Here is a 24,212-nt window from a genome sequence, read left to right as displayed (position 1 = left end):
GAGTTTTCAAATGCAAGCGCAGGAAAAAATAAAAGTAAGTGAGCAGATTGCTGAAGCACTGGAGAACCTGGGCATTACTCATGTGTTCGGAATTATCGGAGCTGGTAACGTTCATCTTTTTGAAGCCATCAGCCGCCGTGGCTATACAGAAATTGTCTGTGTGCACCATGAGCAGGCCGCTTGCATGGCAGTACAAACCTATTACCGTACCAATGGTCGTCTGTCCGCGGCGCTGCTGACGACAGGTGCAGGTTCCACGAATGGCGTAACGGGGGTTGTTTCCGCCTGGGCCGACTCCATTCCTTGCCTTGTGATCGCGGGTAACGAGCACTCAAAGCACTGTTTCCCGGATAACCCGCTGCGCATGTGGGGAGTGCAGGGCTACGACTCTTGCCAGATGGTGAGCCAGGTCTGCAAGTACACTCAGCGCGTCACTCAGCCGGAGCAGGCTGTTTACGAGCTCGAAAAGGCCGTTCACGTCGCTCTGGAAGGCCGTCCGGGGCCGACCTGGATCGAAATCCCAATGGACATCCAGTCCAGCCGCATTCCTGCCAGTGAAATGACGCATTTCCAGGTTCCTGTTGCAGATAGAACGGTCAGTGCTGAAGTTGCCGCGCAGATCGATAGCGTCGTGGCGGCCTTACTCAAGGCTGAACGGCCACTCCTGTGGCTGGGCAATGGTATTCGCCTTGCGGGCGCTGAAAAACGTATCGCACCATTGCTTGAGAAACTCGGTACACCGGGGCTGGTCTCCTGGGCCGGTATCGACATGATCGACTCCGATCATCCACTGGTATTCGGTCGGGCCGGTGTCTACGGCCAGCGTGCGGCAAATTTCATCCTGCAAAACAGTGATTACGTGCTTGCCATCGGTACCCGCCTAGCAATACCGCAGGTGGGTTACGACTTGACCGAACTGGCTCGCGAGGCACGGATTGACGTGGTCGACATTAGTCGTGACGAGGTCACCAAGAACGCGTCGCGAACACAGGAAATGATCGTCAGCGACGCCGCCATCTTTCTAGAAGCGTTGAGCGCTCGCCTGGAAACCCTCACTGTCCCGTCCAAAGCTAAGTGGCTTGCACAGTGTGAGGCCTACGAAGCGCAGTTCCCATGGGTAGGTGAAGAGCACGCCGACAAGAATGGTTTCATCAACTCCTATCGCTTTATGGAGCGCCTGAACAGGGTGTTCAAGCCGGACCAGATCGTGGTCACTGACATGGGTACAGCCCTCTTGTGCGCACACCAGGTATTACGCCTGAAAGAGGGCCAGCGCCTGATGACATCCACAGGCCTGGGCGAGATGGGCTATGGCCTGCCCGCGGCACTGGGGGTTTCGTTCGCCACTGACCGAGGCGAGGTCATGTGCCTTAACTGTGACGGCGGCATGATGATGAACCTTCAGGAACTGCAGACCATCGTGCACCACCAACTGCCGATCAAGCTGTTCATCTTCAACAACGATGGTTACCTGATGATCAAGCACACGCAGAACTCTTTGTTCAAGGGCTCTTACGTAGGTACTGATCGGAGCTCGGGCGTTTCATGCCCGGACTTCTCGAAGCTGGCCTCCGGCTTTGGTATCCCATCGTGCCAGATACGTCATTGGGATGACGTAGACACCGCGCTGGAGAAAGTACAAGCAGCTACCGGCCCGATTATTTGTGAAGTGTTCATGCACCCTGAACAACTTTTCTCGCCGAAGCTCTCGGTAATTGTGAAGGAAGACGGTTCGTTGGTTTCACCGCCGCTGGAAGATCTTTCGCCACTGATTCCACGTGATCAGTTGGATAGCGCTATGCCGCGAGGCATGCATGAAAAATCCAAGACCCTTGGTGCATAATCCTTCCTATGAAAAGTACCTTTCGCAATGCCATAGTGGCCAGCGACCTGTTGGCGATCACGACTCAGTACGCGTTGCCTTGGCATCGTCTGAAGGGGCAAAAAGTACTCATTACCGGTGCTTCGGGGTTTCTCGCCGCTTACATGGTAGAAACCTTGCTGTTCCTCAACGAAACTCAAGGACTGGATATTCAAATTTTTGCCTTGGTTCGTAGTCGCCTGCGTTTTGAGCGAAGGTTTGCTCATGCTATGAACAGAAAGAATTTATTCTGCATCGAACAAGACGTCAGTGATCCTTTGGCGTTTGATGTTCGACCAGACTACATTGTTCACGCGGCCAGCCAGGCAAGCCCAAAGTACTATTCGATTGATCCAATTGGCACCTTGAGCGCCAATACAATTGGAACTGCCGCTTTACTAAAACTTGCGGCCTTGAGCGAATCGAAGGGGTTTCTCTTCTTCAGTAGTGGAGAGGTATACGGTCAGACAGAAGTCGTGCCTACCTCGGAAGGAGATCTAGGTTTTGTGGATCCAACGTCAGTCCGGGCTTGCTATGCTGAAAGTAAGCGAATGGGTGAAAACATGTGCGTCAGCTGGCATCATCAAGCAGGCGTGCCTTCCACGATCGTCAGGCCGTTTCACACGTACGGACCTCACATGTTATTGGACGACGGCAGGGTGTACGCTGACTTTGTCGCCAACATCCTGAATAATCAGCCTATCACCATGAAAAGTGATGGTTTGGCACAGCGTGCTTTTTGTTATGCCGCTGACGCAGTAGCTGGATTTTGGACAGTGCTACTCAACGGAACTCATGGACAAGCCTACAATGTAGGTAATCCCGCCGGAGAAATAAGCATCGGGGACTTGGCCAAGATGCTAGTGGGGCTGTATCCCGAAAGAGGTTTGAACGTTCTATTTGCTGCCCGTGAAAACGACAGTGCGTATTTAGTGAGCCCGATTGTAAGAAACTGCCCTGACATCACCAAGATCGAAAAGCTTGGCTGGCTACCTCGAACGTCTGTTCGAGAGGGCTTTAAGAAAACTATCGAGAGTTATTCATGAAGAACCTGGAAGACATACGTCAGTTTTTCATTAGTCAAGATCTGAGCAAGGCCGACCATATAAATGGTATGTATAATGATTTCCATAGCCAGTTTTTTTGTTTTCCAAGGCACGCTGGAATTATTGGGCCGGGACAGGCCAATTGTATTTATGGAAATCTTACCGAAATTGGCCGCGAAATCTTACTACCATCCAAACGAAATAATCGAAACTTTCCAAGGACTCGGCCACAAGTGTTTCACCGCTGATGCCGACGAAAAGTTTCGGGAATTTGGCTTCATGAATGACTTGACGCAGGAAACGAATTTCTTCTTTCTACACGAAACACAGCATGCGTTTGAGATCAATAAACCATTGACTAAATAACGACTTTCTTTGAATTCGCGCCTCCTTGGATGTATGTGATGGTCACTAAAAAAGTACTGAAAGTAGCTATTATTGGGTCGGGTAATATTGGCACCGACCTACTAGTAAAGATAATGCGCTCTCAGCATCTTGTATGTACACTTTTTACAGGGCGTAATTATTCGTCGTCCGGAATGAAGATAGCTGCCGAGCTCGGAATTAAAACATCAGATCAGGGTATTAACGCAATCATTTCTTCGCCCGAGGTTTGTGATCTGGTTTTTGATGCAACCTCCGCTCACGCCCATATTGAGCACTGGGCCGTATTGAGCAAGCTCGGGAAGACGGTTATCGACATGACGCCGGCAAAATTAGGCGCATTCTGTATTCCTGCTATCAATGCCAAGGAATGCGTGAGTGAACGCGTTCAAAACATCAATATGATTACCTGCGGCGGACAGTCGTCTATCCCAATTGCCAGCGCGATTGCTGCCGTTCATGCCAACATCGAATATATTGAAGTTGTCTCCAGCATTGCCTCCCTCAGCGCCGGCCCAGCCACTCGGGCGAATCTTGATGAGTACATCGAAACCACCGAGGATGCCCTAATGCGCTTCTCGGGGGCGCAGAGGACCAAGGCCATATTGATTCTGAATCCTGCCAACCCGCCAATCGATATGCAGACCACCATCTATGCAAAGATCACCAACCCTGACATCCCAGCAATTCGCCAATCGGTGGAAGCCATGGTGGCACAGTTGAAGGCTTATGTGCCGGGCTATGCGTTGGTTGTCCCGCCAACGGTTGAGGGTGACCGTGTGCTAACCACCATAAGGGTCGTCGGCAATGGTGATTATCTGCCGCAGTATGCCGGCAACCTGGACATCATCAATTGTGCGGCTATTGCAGTCGCGGAAATGATCGCAACATCCGCACCTGTCGAGGAAAACCAGTATGCCTAAGCAAATTCTCATAACCGACCCGACACTGCGCGATGGCAACCACGCGGTAGGGCACAAGTTAGGGCCTGAAGCCTTTGTAGCCTATTGCAAAGCAGCGGAAGCGGCCAATGTACCCATTGTTGAAGTCGGTCATGGAAACGGCCTTGGCGGCTCGTCGATGCTCGTCGGAGAAAGTCGCCTCAGCGATCAGGAAATTCTCAGAATCTCACGTGAGCATCTGACCAAGACTCGGTTGGCTATTCATGTTATCCCCGGCTTCTGCACCATCAAGAAAGATCTGAGCAAGGCCGTCGAGCTGGGTGTCGATGTGTTCCGAATTGCAGCACACTGCACCGAGGCGGACGTTACCCAGCGCCATATTGGCTACATACGGGAGTCGGGTAAGGAAGCATGGGGAATCCTGATGATGACCCATATGGCCAGCCCGGAAGCACTCCTTGAAGAAGCTAGGAAAATGGAATCTTATGGAGCCCAAGCGATTGTAATCATGGACTCTGCTGGTGCGCAGATGGTCGATGATGTCAAAGCCCGTATAGGGACATTGGTAAACGGACTGTCTGTTCCCGTCGGTTTTCACGGTCACAATAACCTTGGGATGGCAGTGATCAACTCACTGACAGCTGTCAACGAAGGCGCGAGCATTCTGGATGGCACCATTCGTGGATTTGGCGCAGGCGCCGGTAACACACAACTTGAAGTACTGGTTGGGGTTCTGCACAAGCTGGGGTATGACACTGGGATTGATCTCTTCAAGATTCTAGATGCTGCCACAATGGCCGAAAAAGAATTAAACTTTATCGCGCCTTCCATTTCTCCTGCTTCCATCGTAAGCGGTCTCGCTGGCGTCTTTTCAGGCTTTGCCAAGCCCGTTGCCAGGGCTGCTGCCGAATTTGGTGTTGACCCCAGAGATGTATTTTTCCGCCTGGGCGAACGTAAGGCAGTTGCCGGGCAGGAAAGCCTTATCATTGAGGTGGCTAAGGAGCTGGCAGCGAAACATTGATCTACAACGACAAACCTTTCCGGGTGCCCGAGTATTTTATCTGACAAGGGATAGACGACGGCGGTAACTGAGACCAACACCCGGATAAAGATCTGTCGCACCCGGAGCTTGAAAATAAAATGTGCCATCGGCCATGAAAAATATGCTGCTTAAAACTCTTCTAAACTACGATGTTCGTCACTCCGCCATCAATCAACTCTGGAGACTGTTCTCCGGACCGCTATTACTGTTGCTAGTACCTATTTATCTCTCCGCAGAAGCCCAGGGCTACTGGTACACCTTCATTAGCTTGGCGGCACTGGCTGTGTTCGCGGACATGGGATTTTCTTCCATACTGCTCTTGTTTTCATCTCACGAGTTCGCGCACCTCAAGTTCAACCCAGACAAAACATTAGCGGGCAATTCTGAGTACTTGGTCCGCCTGGCCACCCTCGGTAAATTCGCGATGAAGTGGTCCAGCGCCATGGCCATGGTAATTTTCCCGGTGGTACTGGTGGCAGGCTATTTTTTTCTGGACAATAAAGGCTCAAATATCAACTGGCAACTACCTTGGCTCATTTATGGCGCCGCCTCGGTACTGGTTTTCCTAAATAGCATGCTGCTGTCATTTATAGAAGGGTGTGACAGTGTTGGCGATGTACAAAAAATTCGCTTTTATATCAGCGTCACAACAGTCGCAGTCAGCGCACTATTGCTGCTCAGTGGAGAGGGTCTCTACGCCCTGGCGATAGCATTACTGTCCGGGGCATTGGCGGGGTTACTCCTGATCAGCTACCGCTACAAGAAAATGCTTCAGCAACTGTATAGAATAGGAAAAAACAACAGCCACTCATGGGCACCAGAAATCATGCCATTGATGTGGCGATTTGCTGTAAGCTGGATAAGCGGTTACTTTATTCTATCCATTTTTACCCCGTTAGCATTCCATTTCTACGGCACGGTGGAAGCCGGACAAGTGGGACTCTCCATGGCCGTATGCATGGCACTATTCAGCATCGCAAATATCTGGGTCTCGATTAACACGCCCAAAATAAATATGTATGTTGCGCAGCAGGATTACCTAACATTGGACAGCACTTTCAAACGCGCGGTCCTGCTCGCTACATTGACATACATTCTGGGCCTGATAACCCTATTTGCTGGTATCGAACTGCTCAAGGACTACCTACCCATTGCCACGCGACTGCTATCTCCAGCATCACTTGCATTGGTAGGACTCGGCTGGCTGATCCAGTTGTGGGTCAACTCAATGGCCGTCTACATGCGAGCCCATAAGCAGGAGCCACTAGTCTCAGCGTCCGTTGTGCAAGGCCTATATGTGGCAGCAACAACCTTGACCATTGCTATCTACCTTCCCTTTGACTACTTGTTTGTAGGTTTTTTCAGCGCGTTTTTCTTAGTGACGCCTTGGGTATTCTGGATATTTAAAAACTTCAAGAGATCGCACACATGACGTCACCCTGCAACCCAATACTATCTATAGTCATACCTTCCTACAATCGAGCTGATTTCCTAGACCAATCTCTTGCTGTACACGTCCCCATGGCCAAACGGCATGGTGTACAGATTTTTATATCGGATAATGCATCTACAGATAACACCAAAGAAGTCGTGGAGAAATGGCAAAAAGAATACAGCTTTATCCATCACTTAAAAAACAAGACCAACATAGGTCCGGATGCTAATTTCGAGAGAGCATTGAGAGCAGCGGATACCGAGTATGTGTGGTTATTGGGTGATACTTCGCAAATCCCCCAAAACGGCATAGACTTTATATTGGAGCTAGTTGGAACTTCAAACGTTTACAGCGCCATCGTAGTAAATCTAGTTAAGAAAATCAAAACACCTAGTACAAACTACCACTGCCCAGATATCTTGCTGACAGAATTAGGCGGAATAATGAGCTGCATGAGCTGCCTCATATACAGCAAAAAATTAATAGCAAGTGCTGATTTCAATCGATACCTCGACTCCTATTTCATCCAAACTGGTATCATACTTGAATATGCTGCACGCAAGGACTTCCTGATCCACTGGGAGCAAGAAATTTCCATAGCCTCTCTCGAGAACCCAAAACTGCAAAAGCAAAGCTGGGCACACACGCCCAAGATTTTCGAGATCGGTGTTGAAAAATGGGTCAACTTCATTTTCTCATTACCGCCCCAATATGCATTGAAGAGCAAGCTTTCGACCTGCCCTAGTTTTGGCAAAGTGTCCGGTGCATTTTCAATAAAAGGTATGGTATCACTACGAGTCCGAGGCTTACTGAGCTACGCTGTGTACGGGCGATTCAAACATGCTCTTCGCTTGTCCATTGACTATCCCCTCCTGATCGTCGCAGCAATCTCACTCACGCCACGTCCTCTGCTCAAAGCTGCGACCAATCTTTACCTCAAGCTGACCCGTAACACACCATCTGAGCCAAGGCACTAGTTTAGTTTAAACTCAAGAACGATCCGTTAACGCCCCCCAAGCACGAGTAAACGCGGTGTCATACTTTCTAACGAAACTCAAGCAGCACCACCTATTCATTTTACCAATAGTGATGAGTCGATTCCTGTTGGTGTGGCGAGCGCTCATTTACCTGAGAACCCTTCCAGGGCCTCAGCGTCGCGCTTACGTTGGCCGCACGCCCAAGGTCTTCGGCATGGAGAACATCAAACTGGGTAATAATTTCAGGGTTGGCGACGGACTCTGGTTACACGCCATTTCTCAATACAATGCCTTCAGCTATAGCCCACACATCGAGATTGGCGAAAATTTTTCCGCCAGCGACCAGTTGCATATTGCTTGCTGCAACAAAATTACCATTGGCAGCAATGTCTTGCTGGGAAGCAAAATTCATATCACCGATCATGCCCACGGATCGTACTCGGGCGAAAGCCAATCCAGCCCCTACGAAACACCTTTCGAACGAAAGCTTGCCAGCAGCGGCTCCGTAACCATTGGCGACAACGTATGGATCGGGGACAATGTCGTGGTGTTACCCAATACGGTCATAGGCAGCGGGGCTATCATCGGTGCCAACAGCGTTGTCACCAAAGATATTCCCAGCAATGTCATTGCCATGGGGTGCCCCGCCAAGGCCGTGAAAATCTGGAGTGACAAAGACAGCAAATGGATCAATATATGAGACCGGCAATACACTGGCGGACTCACAAATCAAAGGTATGGCATGACTCGTAAAATTGCAGTAGGTATTGTTGTCTACCGCGCAGGTGCTGAATTGCTGCACAGGCTTGAATTGACTTCAGCATCCGGGTTTGAAGTATATGTATTTGATAACTCACCCGACATCAAAAACGTACGAGAATTGGCCAAACATCATCAGCGCATTCATTATTTTACCAGCGGAAAAAATCTAGGATTGGGTGTTGGTATATCGACTGTATGTGCCAATGCTTACCATGACGGGCATAAAGCGCTATTATTCTTTGACCAGGACACTGGATTCAACAACGAAACACTGTCTTATGTAGAGAGTAACTACGTAAGCAACCTCGTCATCTACAAAGATTTCAGCGCTATCGCCTTCAAGTCGGGCGGAAGAGAGCCGGTGGAGGACGTGCCCTTGTTGATCAATAGTGGCAGTCTTTATTTCTTGGAAAAACTCAAAACCCTAAACTGGCTTGATTGTACGTACTTTGTCGACGGCGTAGATTACAAGCTTTGTCTGGACTCACTAAACAACGGCTACCGTATCGGCGTCTGCGCAGCCACTCCTGGCTTTGATCACGTGACCGAACAAGCAGACAGTCGCTATCACATTGCAGGACGCAGTTATTCAATGCGTGCCTATTCGTGGTCTAGAATAAAAGATACTACCTCATCCAGCTTAAAGCTCATTTTTTCAGCCCTGATTACTTTCCAATTCAGTTTTGCAGCTAGAATTACAAAATTATTCGCAATCTATTGTGGCTCTCAGAGCCTCGTCAGAATTATCAATATATTAGGAATATTTAAACGTGACTGATAAACAAGCTATCTCCGGTGAGCGATCAGCCATCTTTACCGTGTGTAATTTAGCCTACCTATCTAAAGCTTTGGTGCTGGCAGAGTCGTTGATCAAATTCGGCCAACAAAAACTTAAGATCTATATCTTTGACCGTAAGGTAGAGGTAGACCTTCCCACGGACCTGGCGGACTTCTTCTGGATTGAAGATATTGGCTTGGCAGACATTCACCGGTATGCCTTCAAGTATGACATTGTTGAGTTCAGCACCAGCCTCAAGCCTTGGATAACCTTAAGTTTACTTGAGCAGTATGATAAGGTTGTTTTTTTGGACCCTGACACTTGCGTATTCAGCAGTCTCGATGATCTATGGAACGAACTCAACACCCATGACATTATACTAACACCTCACTACGTGACACCTCATGCAGAGGGTGACCTTGGAATGCTACGCTTTGGATCCTTCAACTTGGGATTTTACGCGGTCTCCAATACCTCAGAGGCAACGCGCTTTATAAAATGGTGGAACGAGCGCTGCCTTGATCACTGCTATTTTGAAACTCAATTTGGTCTTTCCACCGATCAGAAATGGGTAAGTATTGCCCCCTGCTTTTTCCCAACGCTGCATGTATCTTTTAATCTCGGCTACAACGTCGCCTTTTGGAATAGCCATGAGCGAACGCTCTCACCTGACGGCCAGGGTGGATACACCGTCAACGGAGAATTCCCATTAGTCTTTTTTCACTTTAGCTCGTTTGATGAAAAAAACCCCGAACTTCTGAGCAAGCGTTCATTTGCAGATAGAGACAAAAAAAGACAAGACTTGCTTGAGGTCAGCCTCTATTACAAAGAACGTCTTTCTAATTTCTCATTCATCCCTGCGACCACAACCTATGCTTTCGACTACATGAGTGATGGAAAATACATATCACCTACCTTGAGACGAGCGTATGCAAGTGTTCTTGATGAATTGCCAGCCGACCACGACCCTTTCGACGCGAACGGTCCAGTTTACAAGTTCGCGAAGAGTAATTACTTATTTGAAACAGGAGGACGATACAAGCCAGCCGGGTTTGAGGACGCCCAATCTCACTCCGGGAAGCTCCAAGCGATTAACTCATTATTGAAAGTCATTCTTTTTGTCGTGGGTCCCAATAGGTTCATGAACATATCACGATTGTTCGTATACCTATCCAGCTTCAGGCTCAACAAAAAGCTTTGGAAAATATAAAGTGGCATTTTACTTGCTCGGCTATCTGGTGATTTTTTATATCGCTGTACTGCGATTTTTTGCGCTCCGCCATGACCTGCCTTTGACGCTATGCCTGTATATCTTCATTGGTGTATTCGGCGGCCTCAGATTCGAGACAGGCATGGACTGGCCACAATACGCTGAGTATTTTGAGTCGATTTCAGTCGAGCAAGACCTTTTCACTTCTTACCAACAGAACAATTACAAACTTGCTTTCGAATTTGGCTACTTCTTACTTAACTACACAGCTAAATACCTGGGCTGCGGCGTCGAAGCCGTCTTCCTTATTGCATCAATATTCTGCGCACTCAGCACGTACCTGCTCTCAAGCTTTTTTTCAGGAAATAGAGTTTTTATATTTGCAGTTTACATATCCTACAACCTCATATACATGCACTTTTCAACCGTACGCCAATCTATAGCTGTGGGTTTATTTTTTATAGGATTATGGACGTACTTAAAGCTATCGAATAAAAAACTTTTATTCTTGTTTTTTGCACTTAGCGCCTGCTTTCAAATTTCCGCCCTACTGTATACTTTTATATTCTTCGCATCCTTTCTTGCTCGCAATACTTTTAGATATATAACCTTATGGGCACTGGGTACGTTACTTATTTTCGCAGCAATCCACCTTGGTTCAAATCCCTACGAACTTCTCGCTCTAGTGCTCCCTTCCTCATTCGCCGCAAAGCTATTAGAATATTCGGCATGGGATTACGCACTAAGCATTAAAACTTATTTTTTTGGATTCTATCTTATCTGTTGCGCACTTAGCTTAGGCTGGCTGGAGCAAAGAGCAAAAAAACAGAACACCAGCCCAGCCATAACCAGCAAAGAGCATTTTGTTTTGAATTTCGCAACAACATCCTTGATGCTGACTGCCGCCCTCATATTATTATTTCCTAATAATTTCGCACTCTGGACCCGCACATTCAATGTAGCTTCCGTCCTGTTTGCATGTTCACTTTCAACCTTTTACTATTCACACTTAAGAGGTTACAAGTGCCTACTCCTTTCACACTTGGCTATCGCCGCGCTGTCTTTTATAGTTTCTTTGTACGCAGCAGCAGAGGCGATGGTCCCTTACAAATCCATTCTATAAATGTAAGCGTTCCATAAACCCCACCTAGTCAAAGATGGGCAGTGCACTTAGCGATGAAGTCGGGGGAGTGCAGTTCTACGGCAGCAAAGCTTCGAAGTCCTCTACGCTCTAGGCTTGCGGCAACCACTCGAGTGCGTGGCGCAGCCACACATTGGGCTCTTGGCCTTAACCGTCTCGACCAAACTGTAAAGTTGAGCACTAGGACTCCAGGCGCTTAAGCCAAAGGCAAAGGCAAAGGCAAAGGCAAAGGCAAAGGCAAAAACCGTTGCACTCCCAGTAGAGGATTTTCACCCGGTTACGGGGGCGATTCAGAAAAACAAAAAATACCGGGTCGAATACCGCCACCTTGATATCCAGCTCAACTAGGGCGGCAAGGCCGTCGATGGATTTTCGAGAATCCACGGGCTTGGGATAGAGGTACACTTTTTCGACTTTGGCGTCGGGTCGCATCATGACGTGCTGACTCCTGAGAGAGTTCGGAAGTGCAGCTTCGGGGATCAACTACTGGCGTTGAGTGTGAGATTCATGGCGCACTTACCCTTTATGGCCGGCCGGATGGCCGTGTAATCCGCAGGTTCGCTTCAACGCTTCGGCCGGCAAGGATGGCTTGCGACCTCGTCCAGGCAGATCAACCAGACCTTGCAGACGCAGCTCTTGAAAACGCTTGCACCAGTGGGTGACTGAAACAACAGAGAGACCAGTCAACTGGGCAATCTCGTTACGCGAACAACCTCGAGCGGCCAGCAAAATCACCCGCGCCCGACCACCCTCGCGCTGACTGATCGTGGATGATCTTATGCGCCGACTCAGTTCTATTTGTTCATCCTCACTAAGCATAATGCCCTGAGAGTTCATGTGATCACTCCAAGCACTGACTGACCACAGAAGCAGAGCTCAGGTTAGAAACTTATTTCGGAGACAGGACACTAGTACCACCAGCAAAAAATGGCAGCTGCTTGCGTGTGCATCGCAAGATTTTTAAGTACTAGCGTCAACAGGTCATCCTGTTTTTTCCAGCTCACCAGCGTGAAACTTAATGGCCAGCAACACCAATGGGACATAAGCCAACAGCAGGCCAAAGATACCGTCGAGGCCCAGGCCGACACCGAGTGCAATCGGCAGCAGCCAGAACAGATTGATAGCTGTCACTACCAGGGTGACCGGCAAGTGACGCCCCACCTGACGTGATGCGTACTGGTAGGCATGACTGCGATGCGCCTCGTAGACCTTGTCTCCGCGCAACAAACGTCGCCCCAGGGTGAAGGTCGCATCAACAATAAATACGCCCAACAAAATCAGCCAGACCCAGAGCATCTCAGGGGCCACCCAGGCGGCCTGCAATGAAAGCACGCCAATAACAATGCCGAGAAAGCCACTGCCTGCGTCCCCCATGAAAATACGCGCGGGCGGGAAATTCCAATACAGGAAGCCCAGCACGGCAACCGCCAACAGCATCGGCGACATAATGAGATCTTTATGCCCGGTCAGCCAGTACACCAGGCACACTCCTAAACAGGCACATACTGCCTCGATGCTGGCAATCCCGTCGATACCATCCATGAAGTTATACAGATTGAGCATCCAGACCAGATACATGGCAGCCAACAAATGCCCAAGCCAGCCGAGATCCAGATCAAGCCCCATCAGCCTGATTGTGGGCAAACCGCCCATCCAGAACAGTGCCCAGCTTGCCGCAACAAAATGCGCTAGCAAACGCCAACGCGCAGCGATGTGGCCATGATCATCGAGAAAGCCGACCACCGCAATCAGCGCTCCACCTCCCAGCAAAGGCCATGCTGCAGCCCAACTAATCCATCCGGCAAACGCCATCAAGCCCAATGCTGCCAGATACGTCAGCACAATGGCGACGCCACCGCCTCGCGGCGTCGGCACCGAGTGCGAACTACGACCATTGGGTATGTCTATCAGGCTACGCGACAAGGCATAACGGCGTAGTACCCAAGTTAACAGAAGCGAAGCCATAAACACCGCCGAGAACACCAACCAGATGGCCATGTAAGATTCAGTTCCTGAAATAGAATGCAGGCATGAAAGGCTCAGCACTCATTGCTGTGCCAGTTCAAGCCGATAATATTATTCGAAGGCTGTCCGACTACTTCACCTTTTAACTTGCAGAAAGTGCTGAGCAGCCTTGGACAGGGCTTGATCGACGCTCACAGGAGCTGTCCAGCCCAAAAGCTTTTGGGTTTTGTCGATATCCACCTGAAGCGAACCACACAAGCGCTGGGACAGTGCTTTGCGCCCCAGCAAGGACGCGCCAGACTCCAGCATCCACGCAGGCATCGGCAGCAATCGAGCCGAGACCCCCAATGCCGCGGCCATTCTACGTAACAATTGCGTGGTAGAAAGATCCTCGCCATCACTGACCAGGAACGTCTCATTGGCCGCCAAGGGATGCTCGGCACAGGTAAGGATCAGGTCCACTAAGTTATCCAAGGCGACTAGGCTACGCTGGTTATGAATGGCGCCAAAAGGCAATGGAACACCTTTGCATAACCAGTTCATCATATTGAGAAAGTTTGCCTTCACACCCGGCCCGTAGACCAGCGTCGGCCGGATGATGGCAACTTCCATCCGCGTTTGTGTAGCCAGCAGGCGCAAGGCCTGCTCGGCCTCCATCTTGGAGATACCATAAGGATCCGCCGGAGCCGGTTCTGCATCGGCCGTATAGGGCGTTCCCAGCTGGGTGCCCTCTCCATTGACCTTGATCGAGCTGACAAAGACAAAGCGCTTGACCCCCGCCTTCGCAGCCTGCCTGGCGAGCTGCAGCGTGCCTTCAACATTCACCTTGCGGAACTCGGCCAACGGATCGGCGCTGGTGTCATTCATCACGTGCACGCGCGCAGCGCAGTGAACCACCACGGAGCAATCGACCACGGCTTCACTCCAATCGGACGCTGAGTCGATCGCAGCAACCCGCACCACCTTTGTTGTCACGGGCAGACCAGGCAAGGTACTGCGTACTGCAATGACCGGCTCAAAGTGCTCGTCCTTGAATAGCCGATCTAACACGGCTCGCCCGACAAAACCGGACGCACCGGTTAGCAACAGCTTTTTCATCGTTTTTCGTCCCGCCTCAAGGTGGCTTTTCTGAAAAGCGCTTCGAGGCGCTCAAACAAGATCGTTTTGGAAAAGTGCTCGAGGTAGTAATGCCTGCCAGACAGGCCCATACCCTCGAGCTCAGACTTGGGTAAAGCGCCCATAGTGCGCACGATACCGGCCAGCCCCTGGGCATCCCCCGAACCACAGGCCATGCCGGCGCCCGACTCGACAACGACTCTGGCGGCCTCACCATCAATCATGGCGATAACGGGTTTACCCGAGGCAAGATATGCTTGAACTTTGCCTGGAATAGTTTTCTCAAAGACTTCATTCGTCTTCAGCGACACTAGTAACGCGTCTGCGACGGCGAAAAGTGCGGGCATTTTTTCCAGCGGATGCCTTCCCAGCAGCAGGACATTATCCATCTGGTGTTCCCACACGTGCCTGGTCAACCATTCACTGGCCCGACCATCCCCCACAATCACCCAACGCACGGACAGATCGCCCTTGACCGCCTTGGCCGCGTCCAGAATTGTCGGAAAATCCTGAGCCTCGCCGAGGTTACCGGCAAACAGGATGGTGAAGACTGAATCATCACGCTGGAGAAGATCAGAGGGTACCTGCACTTCATCGGAAAAATCATCCTCGGCCCAGCTGGGGAAGTACACAAGCCGATCCGATGAAATCGAGCGGGTGCAGTACTTCCTTACGTTCTCGTCAAAGGATCGCGACTGCAACAACAGGTAATCCGTACGATTGTAGATCCAGGACACCATCTTGCCGACCAGCCTAAGCAATTTTGGGTTCTTGATAATTCCAACCGCGCTCAGGGTTTCCGGCCACAAATCCAGCACCCAGACAAACACCGGGGCCTTTTTTAAACGCCCAAGCACCAGTGCCGGAATTGCCGCCATGATGGGCGACACGGCATACACGAAGATCGAATCGAACGACTGGCCGTGCAGCTTGTAGCTGCCGATGGTTGAGGCGCTGGTGAAAAACGAGAGGTAATTCAGGGCCAGCGTAATGCTGCGCTTGCCCCGTGCCAACATCGGCACCCGGATAATGCGGGCCCCCTGATAGCTGGAGAACTGTGCCGGAGCACGCCGGTAATCAGCATAGACCTGCCCTTCCGGATAGTTGGGCAATCCAGTAAGCACCGTCACTTCATGGCCTTTGGCGACAAAACCTTCGACCATGTTATTGATTCGCATGTTTTCTGGCCAGAAGTACTGGGTCACCACCAAGATCTTTAGTGGCTTTTCCTTAACGAGCCTATCCAATCAATATCGCTTCCATACAGTGCGCATTACGTAGTCGCGATAGCTATGAATGATCCTCACGACCTTCTCGGCAACGTTAGGCATGCTGTAATCCACTACTAGGCGCAGCGTTCGCTCTTGACCACTGGCCTGGCTCTCCAGAAGCTGCAAACCTTGCATGGCACGCTCGACTTCAAGGCCGACCATCATAACGGCAGCCTCTTCCATCCCTTCTGGACGCTCGTGAGCTTCACGGATGTTCAACGCCGGAAAGTTGAGGATCGATGATTCTTCGTTGATGGTGCCGCTGTCCGACAGCACCGCCTTGGAGCTCAACTGAAGCTTGTTGTAATCCTTGAAACCCAATGGCTTGAGCAGTTGCACATTCTTGTGAAAGATCACGCCCATGGCATCTACGCGCTTTTGCGTGCGCGGGTGAGTGGTCACAATTACCGGAAAGTCATAATGGGCAGCAACGGTATTCAGTACCTCGACCAACTTGAGGAAGTTCTTGTCGGAATCAATGTTCTCTTCCCGATGGGCGCTCACGACAAAAAATTTGCCAGCCTCCAGCCCTAGCCGCTCCAGCACATCCGAAGCTTCTATACCGCCCCGGTAGTAATTGAGTACTTCAAACATCGGGCTGCCAGTTTTGATCACCATATCTGGCGGCAAACCTTCGCGTAGCAGGTAGTCGCGCGCAATGCTGCTGTAGGTCAGGTTGATATCTGCGGTGTGGTCGACAATGCGGCGATTGATCTCTTCAGGCACGCGCATGTCAAAGCAGCGATTTCCGGCTTCCATGTGGAAGGTCGGAATCTTGCGTCGCTTGGCTGGAATCACCGCCATACAACTGTTGGTGTCACCCAGGACCAGTAGCGCCTCTGGCTTCTCTTCCTCCAGCACGTGGTCTACTGCAATTATCACGTTGCCGATGGTCTGAGCGCCGCTGGCGCCTGCAGCGTTAAGAAAGTGGTCCGGTTTACGAATACCGAGATCCTGGAAAAAAATCTCGTTCAACTCATAATCGTAGTTCTGCCCGGTATGCACCAGGATGTGTTCACAGTGCTCGTCCAGCTTGGCAATAACCCGCGACAAGCGGATGATTTCCGGGCGCGTACCCACAACCGTGACAACTTTCAGCTTTTTCATCTCAACACTCTTTCCAGAATCATTAACATCGGGATCACCCACCCAACGCATTGCCTGATGTGCTTGGGGCTCAGGCTTGAGTACTACCTAGAGACATCGCAAAGGTATCCGGCCGCTCACGGTCAAAGATCTCGTTCGCCCAGAGCATGACAATCATCTCTTCTTCACCAACGTTGGTAATGTCGTGAGTCCAACCTGGTACCGTTTCCACTATCCGAGGCTGATCACCTTGAGTGACCAACTCGTAGAACGAGTCGGAAACGATATGGCGAAAACGGAAACAGGCCTTGCCTTTGATTACCAGGAATTTTTCAGTTTTGCTGTGGTGGTAATGGCCGCCACGCGTTACACCAGGATGTGCGGTGAAGTAGGAAAACTGCCCACTGTCTTTGGTCTTCAGCATCTCCACAAAAACGCCGCGTGGGTCGCCGTACTTCGGGACCTCATAAGTGAATTGCTCGACAGGAAGATAGCTGACATAGGTCGAATAGAGTGCACGCACCAGCCCCGCGCCAACGGCTTCGCTGATCAACGTGTCGCGACTTTCGCGGAACGCATGCAACTGGTCGGCCAGCTCACCCACAGTGATGCTGTATACCGGCTGCACCTGAGCAACTGAATCTGTGGCTAAACCCGAGTCCATGGCCTGGATGAAACAATCGATCACATCGTCGATGTAGACCAGACTAACCATGGCTTGCCGATCATTGATCTGAATCGGCAGGCCACGGGTTATGTTGTGGCAAAAAGTCGCTACGGCCGAGTTGTAATTGGGGCGCGCCCATTTGCCAAACACATTGGGCAAGCGCAAGACCTGAACCCTGGAGCCATGGTTTGCCTGTAAATCCTGCAACACCTGCTCGGCAGCCAGCTTGCTGACGCCATAGGGATTATCGTGGCCAGCCTGGGTCGATGAGGTGTAAAGCACCGGTATGGGCTTGCCGCTCGCCTTGATCGCCTCGCAAAGCTCCAGCGTCAGGGCGGTATTACCAACCTTGAAATCTTCCGGCGATTGCGGCCGATTAACCCCGGCCAGGTGAAAAACAAAATCGACCTCGGCCACCAGTGAAGGCAACTGGGCGATGCTGTTATCCCGGCTGAAAGAGACGACCTCGACATCCTTGCGCTCGCTCAAGTGCGCGATCAGGTTTTTACCGACAAAGCCATTGGAGCCGGTGATCAATACCTTCATCACTCACTCCTCCGGCGTAGCATGCTCGCCACGCTGGATCGCCTGCATAAATTCGAGCTTGAGCAAGAGTCGTTGCATGCCCGATATGTCTAACCTTTCGGTGTTGTGGGAGTTGTAGTCTTCCGTACGGGAGATTTTCTCTTCACCCAACTCCACGAACTTGGAATAGTTAAGGTCGCGCAGATCTGGAGGAATACGGTAGTAGTCGCCCTTGTCTTCGGCGCAAGCCATCTCTTCACGGCTCAGCAGCGCTTCGAAAAGCTTCTCGCCATGGCGAGTACCAATGACTTGAATTGGGTGTTCAGGCTTGCCGACCATAGCGGTCAATGCCTTGGCCAGGGTTTCAACTGTTGCCGCAGGCGCCTTCTGTACGAAAAGATCACCGTTGCGCCCGTGCTCGAAGGCGTACAACACCAGATCGACAGCGTCAGCGAGGGTCATCATGAAACGAGTCATGTTCGGATCAGTCAGGGTCAGTGCCTGCCCTGCGCGAATCTGCTCGATGAACAGCGGAATCACGGAGCCGCGTGAAGCCATGACATTGCCATAACGAGTGCCGCAGATAACGGTTTTTTCGTCATCCACATTGCGGGACTTGGCCACCATGACTTTTTCCATCATCGCCTTGGAGATACCCATGGCATTGATGGGATAGACGGCCTTGTCGGTGCTCAGACAAACCACGCGTTTGACAGCGTTCTGGATTGCGGCCTCAAGGAGGTTTTCGGTACCAATAACGTTGGTCTTGACCGCTTCCATCGGGTGAAACTCGCAGGAAGGAACCTGCTTGAGCGCTGCTGCGTGAAAAATGTAATCCACACCACGGGTAGCATTGAGCACGCTCTGATAATCGCGCACATCGCCGATGTAGAATTTCAGCTTAGTGCTGGCATAGCGCTTGCGCATATCATCCTGCTTCTTCTCGTCGCGGCTGAAGATACGAATTTCAGCGATACTGCTGTCGAGGAAACGTTTGAGCACCGCGTTACCAAATGAGCCGGTGCCGCCGGTTATAAGAAGCGTTTTTCCGCTGAACATAGTAAGTCCTAAAGCAAAGCGCACAGCACGACAAGCCTCTAGCCGGCCACTCACCTCAAAACCTGCAGATCAACAAAGCCAACTAGCCCCTCAGGGAATACTCAGCGGTGAAGAGGCTCAAGGAAAACGTCGAAATTTGCTAGCATACAGCCTGAAAAATTCAGCCCTGTGTGGCGCGGTTAAAAACGAAGGGGTTGAAACTGGTGACTATATTAAGCCCTGCATTCTTAAAGTCAAAAGCGAACGCAGATGAACGATACGCAACAACATGCCTTGGCTACCACAGAGAAGTGAAATCAGCCTCGATTCCATAAACGGAGAACAGCAATAATCGCGTGAACCTTAGTTAAAGAGCGCAGACCAGAAAATTGCCCAGCGAGCGAAAATCACCCCACCCTCCTCACTCACCTGATCCCTCAGCTCTTTTCCTAGCTTGAAATACGGGGCAAATTTATCATCCAGACCTACCGACTGCCATGTCTAGGGATTGCGCCCAACCCTGGGTACCCGGCAATGCAGCGATAAGCCACCAACGCCACAAATTTTGGCCCGACCACTTCTGGCTAGGTACTGAGACATCTACTAAAAATCATGAGGCTAAACACCTCACAATCATCGAGCTACTTCTGCAGCATCGTACCGTAGCGCTGCTGTCGATCTACTGGAGAATCACCCAGAACAGAAGGCTGCTGGATCGACACTGTCGGGGCTGCTATTGAAGTCTTTGCATGGACGCCGTTGCAAAGACAGCGCATCTAGCAATCGAGATCGCCATCGCAACAACAGCCCCAGAAAGCAAGCCCAGCATCACGACTAATAGCCGACTTGGATTGGCAGGCGCTAAAGGTTCAAGGGCCTGTTGATCAATAGCCACTAACCTCAGACCCGCCATATCAATATTCAAACTGCTCAAACGGGCCATCTCAGCTCGTAAAGGCTGAACACCAGCGAGAAAAATACCCTCATTTTTTCGGGCGTTAAGCACTTCAACCTCGCGATTGGACGCTAGCAATTGAAGCTCCTTGGCGATCTGGGCGATGCGAGAGTCAGTGAAGTCGTCCGACCTCCGCTGCCGCAACGCTGTCAGCTCTGCCTTAAGCGCTTCCACCCCCATAAAGTAAAGTGGGATTTGCTGGTTGTTTATTTCAGTGCGCATCACACTACCGGTGCCCGTATTGAACGACTCGCCCAATGAAGATGGTGTCGCCGGTTTTTGGATGCCCAAGGATTTGGCGATACTGATGGCTTCGTTCAATTGGGCTATGCGATCACTACGCAACGTCTTCAATTGAGAACGAAGTGCCTTTAACTCATCCTGCAACTGCGCGCGTTTCAATGAGTCCACTTCCCCCAACGAAGCTATCTTGGCCTCCTTCTCGACATCGTAGTTCGAACGAGCCGAATCGAGCTTGCCTTTAAGCTCACTGAACCGGTTCTTGACGATAACATTCAAGTCAGCCGCAACTTTTTCACGCTCACTGGCAATGGCATAGTCGACAAAGCCATTAAGAATGGCGACACCGTCGATACCTTTCGGATAGGTCATATCGAGCTTGATGTAGGCACTCAGCGAGTTTTTCTTTTCAGCACCTGGAAGAGATAAATTGATCGAGTTGCGATTGAACGCTTCAAAGCTCTGCTCCAAGGCCTGACCCGGGCGGACAAATGCTTCGAATAGCTTCTGATTAGCCCTGAAAAACGCCAGGCGAGTATCGTAAGACTCGAGTGCAGCGCCGACTTTGAGAAGCGCCTCAGAGGGAGGAAGATGATAGACTTCGGAGCGATTCAGCGCATCTAGATCATTAATAGCCGCAGGGCGCAACACGGCACTGATCTTATATTCCGGCGTCGCCAAAAAAGCATAAGACGCCGCGATCAATCCTGCACCTAATGTAATTAGCATCAGCAGCTTTTTTTGTCGCCAAGCCGCCTTGAAAAGCGTGACGAGATCAATTTCGTCGGGGGATCGTACTGGGGGCACGCGGAAGCTACTACTCACAACAAAAACCTGCCTTCAAAGAGAAACTGCGGGCTCGTTATGCAGACGATTTTGTGGGTTTCTTGTATTTAGACGATCAGCCAGCAAAACCAAGCGTCGCTGCTGGGCTTTGGGCACACAAAATGACTGTTATCGAGAACAGGTTGCATTTTGCCATCTCTCCGTCACATTGCAAGACTTGACAGGCCTGGAAGGCAATTCCTATTTAAATAGGAGTTATCCCTAAGTGAGGGTGCGATGAAGCTGTGGTTCGAGAAGAATCCGGTAAAGCAGAATAGCCCCTTGCTGCCTCAGCCAGTTTTTTGGGGAGAGCCATCAGAGAACGTTATACACCCTCCCCAGGCGACAAACGGTCATTCATCACTGACGCCACCATCAACGCTCCTGCGCTGTCTGCTTGCGACGACCGCTACGCTTAACCAGCAAACCTAGGACAGGCCCTAAAAGCATACCGACGATCAACGCCAACGTAACAAACACCGAAACCGGCATCTGCGGCGTACTCCACCCCAAAAACGCCAAAGCAACATCCTGCTGATTTTCCAGCACAAACGCCAGGATCACCAAGGCCACGATCAAGACAGTCAGTACCATGGCAACGCGCTTAACACCGCGCATAAACTTCTCCTATCCAAAAAAACTCAGACGTCGTCTTCTTCGTCTTCGTTCACTCGATCGCGCAATTCCTTGCCCGGTTTGAAGTGGGGCACGAATTTGCCGTCGAGGCTGACGGACTGGCCGGTTTTTGGGTTGCGACCCACGCGAGGAGCGCGGTAGTGCAACGAGAAGCTGCCAAAGCCGCGGATCTCTATTCGATCGCCAGTGGCGAGGCACTGAGACATTTGCTCAAGCATGGTCTTGATGGCCAGCTCGACATCCTTGGATGAGAGCAGCCCTTGATGGGTGACAATTCGTTCGATCAACTCCGACTTCGTCATATTTTTCCCTTCTTTTTCAAGCAGCTAGGAAAAGCGCTCCGAAGGTTTTAGCATGACCGGAGGAATTTGAACAGCCTGCGTCTTGACTTATCTTGCACAGACTATGTCGGGAAGTGCAGGAACCAGGAACGGACACACCGCAGGCTTTAGCATTCACCGAAAGCCGCCGGCGTCTTTTGTACCAAGACCACAACAGAACAGGGGATCGTAGCCTGTAGCGACTCTCAGCGAGCCGAGCATGCCTTACGGCTGCATGAGCGCCAGGCAGCTCAAATTTCAGGCGCAAAAAAGGGCGACCGAAGTCGCCCTTTTTCTATGGTCGGACAGAACTTAGTTCTGTTTTTCCATTTGTGCACGCAACAGGTCGCCCAGAGTGGTAGGACCAGCAGCAGGCTCAGAGGTAGCTGGCTTATCGCGCAGGCTCTGAATTGCTTCTTTCTCTTCAGCATCGTCTTTCGACTTGATGGAGAGCTGGATTACGCGGCTCTTGCGGTCAACGCTGATGATCTTGGCTTCTACTTCTTCGCCAACTTTCAGAACGTTACGTGCATCTTCGATGCGGTCACGGCTGATTTCGGAGGCTTTCAGAGTCGCTTCGATATCGTCGGCCAGAGTGATGATGGCGCCTTTAGCGTCAACTTCTTTCACGATGCCTTTAACGATTGCGCCTTTGTCGTTCTCTTGAACGTACTCGGAGAACGGATCGCTTTCCAGTTGCTTGATACCCAGGGAGATGCGCTCACGCTCTGGGTCAACCGACAGGATAACGGTGTCCAGCTCGTCGCCCTTCTTGAAGCGACGAACAGCTTCTTCGCCCACTTCGTTCCAGGAGATGTCGGACAAGTGAACCAGGCCGTCGATGCCGCCGTCCAGACCAATGAAGATACCGAAATCGGTGATCGACTTGATGGTGCCGGAGATTTTATCGCCCTTGTTGAACTGGCCAGAGAAATCTTCCCATGGGTTAGATTTGCACTGTTTGATGCCCAGGGAGATACGACGACGCTCTTCGTCGATGTCCAGAACCATAACTTCCACTTCGTCGCCGACTTGTACGACTTTCGAAGGGTGGATGTTCTTGTTGGTCCAGTCCATTTCGGAAACGTGTACCAGGCCTTCCACGCCTTCTTCCAGCTCAGCAAAGCAGCCGTAGTCGGTCAGGTTGGTAACACGCGCGGTAACGCGAGTGCTTTCTGGGTAACGAGCCTTGATAGCGACCCATGGATCTTCGCCCAGCTGCTTCAAGCCCAGGGAGACACGGTTGCGCTCACGATCGTACTTCAGAACCTTTACATCGATCTCGTCGCCAACGTTGACGATTTCGGAAGGATGCTTGATACGCTTCCAAGCCATGTCGGTAATGTGCAGCAGGCCATCGACGCCACCCAGATCGACGAATGCGCCGTAATCGGTGAGGTTTTTGACGATACCTTTGACTTGCTGGCCTTCCTGCAGGGATTCGAGCAGAGCTTCACGCTCGGCCGAGTTCTCTGCTTCGAGGACGCTGCGACGGGAAACGACAACGTTGTTGCGTTTCTGGTCGAGCTTGATGACCTTGAACTCGAGCTCTTTGCCTTCCAGGTGCGTGGTGTCGCGCACAGGACGAACGTCAACCAAAGAACCTGGCAGGAACGCACGGATGCCGTTAACGTCGACAGTGAAGCCGCCTTTAACCTTACCGTTGATAACGCCCTTGACCACTTCTTCAGCTGCGAAGGCTGCTTCCAGAACAATCCAGCATTCAGCGCGCTTGGCTTTTTCACGGGACAGCTTGGTTTCACCGAAGCCGTCTTCAACCGAGTCCAGCGCAACGTGAACTTCGTCACCGACATTGATAGTCAGATCGCCAGCGTCGTTGTAGAACTGCTCAAGCGGGATGAGTGCTTCAGACTTCAGACCAGCGTGAACGGTTACCCAGCGAGCTTGGTAATCGATATCAACGATAACACCGGTGATGATGGAGCCAGCCTGAAGGTTCAGGGTTTTTAGGCTTTCTTCAAAGAGTTCCGCAAAGCTTTCGCTCATTTTAATTCCTGTTGATAAGGGCG

22 protein-coding genes and 1 pseudogene are annotated in these 24,212 nt (G+C 51.0%); 11 read left to right on the top strand and 12 right to left on the bottom strand.

The genetic code is table 11. The features are described 5' to 3' along the window. Positions 1–10: 10 nt before the first annotated feature. The 11 genes from ACZRKZ_RS04620 (at position 11) to ACZRKZ_RS04570 (ending at position 11,520) form a co-directional block, all read left to right on the top strand. Entirely contained in the window at positions 11–1,843 is a 1,833-nt protein-coding gene (locus ACZRKZ_RS04620; protein ID WP_463980826.1) for a thiamine pyrophosphate-binding protein, read from the top strand. 8 nt (positions 1,844–1,851) lie between these two features. Beyond that, positions 1,852–2,907 carry an NAD-dependent epimerase/dehydratase family protein gene (locus ACZRKZ_RS04615; RefSeq protein WP_463980825.1) on the top strand — a complete coding sequence of 352 codons (1,056 nt, stop codon included), beginning with the start codon at positions 1,852–1,854 and terminating at the stop codon, positions 2,905–2,907. A gap of 75 nt (positions 2,908–2,982) precedes the next feature. After that, positions 2,983–3,273, top strand: a complete 291-nt coding sequence (locus ACZRKZ_RS04610) for a hypothetical protein (protein WP_463980824.1) — start codon at positions 2,983–2,985, stop codon at positions 3,271–3,273. A gap of 38 nt (positions 3,274–3,311) precedes the next feature. Further along, a complete protein-coding gene (locus ACZRKZ_RS04605) occupies positions 3,312–4,214 on the top strand; it encodes an acetaldehyde dehydrogenase (acetylating) (RefSeq protein ID WP_463980823.1) in 903 nt (300 codons plus the stop codon). Then, entirely contained in the window at positions 4,207–5,214 is a 1,008-nt protein-coding gene (gene dmpG, locus ACZRKZ_RS04600; protein ID WP_463980822.1) for a 4-hydroxy-2-oxovalerate aldolase, read from the top strand. The genes ACZRKZ_RS04605 and dmpG overlap by 8 nt, the downstream gene beginning before the upstream one ends. Positions 5,215–5,347: 133 nt before the next feature. Beyond that, on the top strand, positions 5,348–6,667 hold the full coding sequence (locus ACZRKZ_RS04595) for a hypothetical protein (RefSeq protein ID WP_463980821.1): 1,320 nt from the start codon (positions 5,348–5,350) through the stop codon (positions 6,665–6,667). Further along, positions 6,664–7,647, top strand: coding sequence for a glycosyltransferase family 2 protein (locus ACZRKZ_RS04590; protein WP_463980820.1), 984 nt, complete (start codon positions 6,664–6,666; stop codon positions 7,645–7,647). The genes ACZRKZ_RS04595 and ACZRKZ_RS04590 overlap by 4 nt, the downstream gene beginning before the upstream one ends. Positions 7,648–7,861: 214 nt before the next feature. Next, the gene (locus ACZRKZ_RS04585; protein ID WP_463980819.1) at positions 7,862–8,347 is read left to right on the top strand and encodes a DapH/DapD/GlmU-related protein; all 486 of its coding nucleotides are present in this window, start codon (positions 7,862–7,864) and stop codon (positions 8,345–8,347) included. Between the two features lie 42 nt (positions 8,348–8,389). Then, positions 8,390–9,187, top strand: coding sequence for a glycosyltransferase (locus ACZRKZ_RS04580; protein ID WP_463980818.1), 798 nt, complete (start codon positions 8,390–8,392; stop codon positions 9,185–9,187). Next, entirely contained in the window at positions 9,180–10,397 is a 1,218-nt protein-coding gene (locus ACZRKZ_RS04575; RefSeq protein WP_463980817.1) for a glycosyltransferase, read from the top strand. Before ACZRKZ_RS04580 ends, ACZRKZ_RS04575 begins: the two co-directional genes overlap by 8 nt. 1 nt (position 10,398) lies before the next feature. After that, complete coding sequence (locus ACZRKZ_RS04570; protein ID WP_463980816.1) at positions 10,399–11,520, top strand: EpsG family protein; 1,122 nt, start codon at positions 10,399–10,401, stop codon at positions 11,518–11,520. A 198-nt stretch (positions 11,521–11,718) separates the two neighbouring features. Here ACZRKZ_RS04570 and tnpB read toward each other — a convergent pair whose 3' ends face one another. The 12 genes and pseudogenes from tnpB to rpsA all read right to left on the bottom strand — a co-directional run bounded on the left by tnpB (position 11,719) and on the right by rpsA (position 24,189). After that, positions 11,719–11,970: an IS66 family insertion sequence element accessory protein TnpB gene (tnpB, locus tag ACZRKZ_RS04565; RefSeq protein WP_463980885.1), complete on the bottom strand. Its 252-nt coding sequence runs from the start codon at positions 11,968–11,970 to the stop codon at positions 11,719–11,721. 123 nt (positions 11,971–12,093) lie between these two features. Continuing rightward, positions 12,094–12,375, bottom strand: a pseudogene (locus ACZRKZ_RS04560) (helix-turn-helix domain-containing protein); the annotation flags it as partial. Positions 12,376–12,519: 144 nt separating this feature from the next. Further along, positions 12,520–13,536, bottom strand: coding sequence for an MraY family glycosyltransferase (locus ACZRKZ_RS04555; protein WP_463980815.1), 1,017 nt, complete (start codon positions 13,534–13,536; stop codon positions 12,520–12,522). A 102-nt stretch (positions 13,537–13,638) separates the two neighbouring features. Next, positions 13,639–14,601, bottom strand: a complete 963-nt coding sequence (locus ACZRKZ_RS04550; RefSeq protein ID WP_463980814.1) for a UDP-glucose 4-epimerase family protein — start codon at positions 14,599–14,601, stop codon at positions 13,639–13,641. After that, complete coding sequence (locus tag ACZRKZ_RS04545) at positions 14,598–15,797, bottom strand: glycosyltransferase family 4 protein (RefSeq protein WP_463980884.1); 1,200 nt, start codon at positions 15,795–15,797, stop codon at positions 14,598–14,600. Before ACZRKZ_RS04545 ends, ACZRKZ_RS04550 begins: the two co-directional genes overlap by 4 nt. Positions 15,798–15,866: 69 nt before the next feature. Next, positions 15,867–16,997 (bottom strand): non-hydrolyzing UDP-N-acetylglucosamine 2-epimerase, encoded by a 1,131-nt coding sequence (gene wecB, locus ACZRKZ_RS04540; protein ID WP_463980813.1) that lies wholly within the window; start codon positions 16,995–16,997, stop codon positions 15,867–15,869. A 70-nt stretch (positions 16,998–17,067) separates the two neighbouring features. After that, on the bottom strand, positions 17,068–18,189 hold the full coding sequence (wbjC, locus tag ACZRKZ_RS04535) for a UDP-2-acetamido-2,6-beta-L-arabino-hexul-4-ose reductase (protein WP_463980812.1): 1,122 nt from the start codon (positions 18,187–18,189) through the stop codon (positions 17,068–17,070). A gap of 3 nt (positions 18,190–18,192) precedes the next feature. Then, a complete protein-coding gene (locus ACZRKZ_RS04530) occupies positions 18,193–19,227 on the bottom strand; it encodes a polysaccharide biosynthesis protein (RefSeq protein ID WP_463980883.1) in 1,035 nt (344 codons plus the stop codon). A gap of 712 nt (positions 19,228–19,939) precedes the next feature. Further along, complete coding sequence (locus tag ACZRKZ_RS04525; protein WP_463980811.1) at positions 19,940–21,226, bottom strand: Wzz/FepE/Etk N-terminal domain-containing protein; 1,287 nt, start codon at positions 21,224–21,226, stop codon at positions 19,940–19,942. A gap of 375 nt (positions 21,227–21,601) precedes the next feature. Further along, entirely contained in the window at positions 21,602–21,844 is a 243-nt protein-coding gene (locus tag ACZRKZ_RS04520) for a lipopolysaccharide assembly protein LapA domain-containing protein (protein WP_463980810.1), read from the bottom strand. 23 nt (positions 21,845–21,867) lie between these two features. After that, positions 21,868–22,164, bottom strand: a complete 297-nt coding sequence (gene ihfB / locus ACZRKZ_RS04515; RefSeq protein WP_048731065.1) for an integration host factor subunit beta — start codon at positions 22,162–22,164, stop codon at positions 21,868–21,870. A gap of 330 nt (positions 22,165–22,494) precedes the next feature. Beyond that, the gene (gene rpsA / locus ACZRKZ_RS04510; protein ID WP_133098917.1) at positions 22,495–24,189 is read right to left on the bottom strand and encodes a 30S ribosomal protein S1; all 1,695 of its coding nucleotides are present in this window, start codon (positions 24,187–24,189) and stop codon (positions 22,495–22,497) included. Positions 24,190–24,212 lie beyond the last annotated feature (23 nt).

The organism is Pseudomonas sp. c313 (assembly GCF_055407145.1).
This window is presented reverse-complemented; position numbering and strand designations above follow the sequence as displayed.